General features: G+C 57.8%; 1 protein-coding gene. It reads left to right on the top strand.

Translation table 11 applies throughout. The features are described from left to right. Nucleotides 1-72 precede the first annotated feature (72 nt). Nucleotides 73-1,045 (top strand): alanine transaminase (gene alaC, locus AACG97_RS00300; protein ID WP_338463248.1); only part of this gene is annotated, 973 nt, incomplete at its 3' end.

Genomic DNA, 1,045 nt, shown 5'->3' with positions numbered 1-1,045 from the left:
TTTTCTAAACGAGCCGCAACAGCGGCAGCGTCGCTCGGACGGTCCGGGCGCTAACGTTAATCAGAGGAACCTATGGCTGAATCCAGTCCTGAACGCCGTTTTACGCGTATCGATCGTCTCCCCCCGTACGTTTTTAATATTACTGCTGAACTGAAAATGGCTGCGCGCCGGCGCGGCGAGGATATTATTGATTTCAGTATGGGCAATCCCGATGGCGCGACGCCGCCGCATATCGTGGAAAAACTTTGCACCGTTGCCCAACGGCCTGATACCCATGGTTACTCTACCTCGCGGGGGATCCCGCGCCTGCGTCGCGCCATTTCACGCTGGTATGAAGAACGCTATAACGTTGACATCGATCCGGAATCGGAAGCGATCGTCACCATTGGTTCGAAAGAGGGGCTGGCGCACCTGATGCTGGCGACCCTGGATCATGGCGACACGGTGCTGGTGCCAAACCCCAGCTACCCGATTCACATCTATGGCGCGGTGATTGCCGGGGCGCAGGTGCGCTCGGTGCCGCTGGTGGAAGGGGTGGATTTCTTTAACGAGCTGGAACGCGCCATCCGCGAGAGTTACCCGAAGCCGAAGATGATGATCCTTGGCTTTCCCTCGAATCCAACGGCGCAGTGTGTGGAGCTGGACTTCTTTGAAAAGGTCGTCGCCCTGGCGAAGCAGTATGACATCCTGGTCGTCCACGATCTGGCCTATGCCGATATCGTGTATGACGGCTGGAAAGCGCCCTCCATCATGCAGGTGCCCGGCGCGCGCGATGTCGCCGTCGAGTTCTTTACCCTGTCGAAAAGCTATAACATGGCCGGCTGGCGCATTGGCTTTATGGTCGGCAATAAGACCCTGGTGAATGCCCTCGCTCGCATCAAAAGCTATCACGACTATGGCACGTTTACGCCGCTGCAGGTGGCGGCGATCGCTGCCCTTGAGGGCGATCAGCAGTGCGTGCGTGAAATTGCCGAACAATATAAGCGCCGTCGCGATGTGCTGGTGAAAGGGCTCCACGAAGCCGGCTGGATGGTGGAATGTCCGA

The sequence above is a fragment of the Pseudomonas sp. Nvir genome (assembly GCF_963778085.1).
Lineage (GTDB): Bacteria > Pseudomonadota > Gammaproteobacteria > Pseudomonadales > Pseudomonadaceae > Aquipseudomonas > Aquipseudomonas juntendi.
Note: the sequence above shows the minus strand (reverse complement) of the source record. Positions and strands in the feature narration are given on the sequence as shown.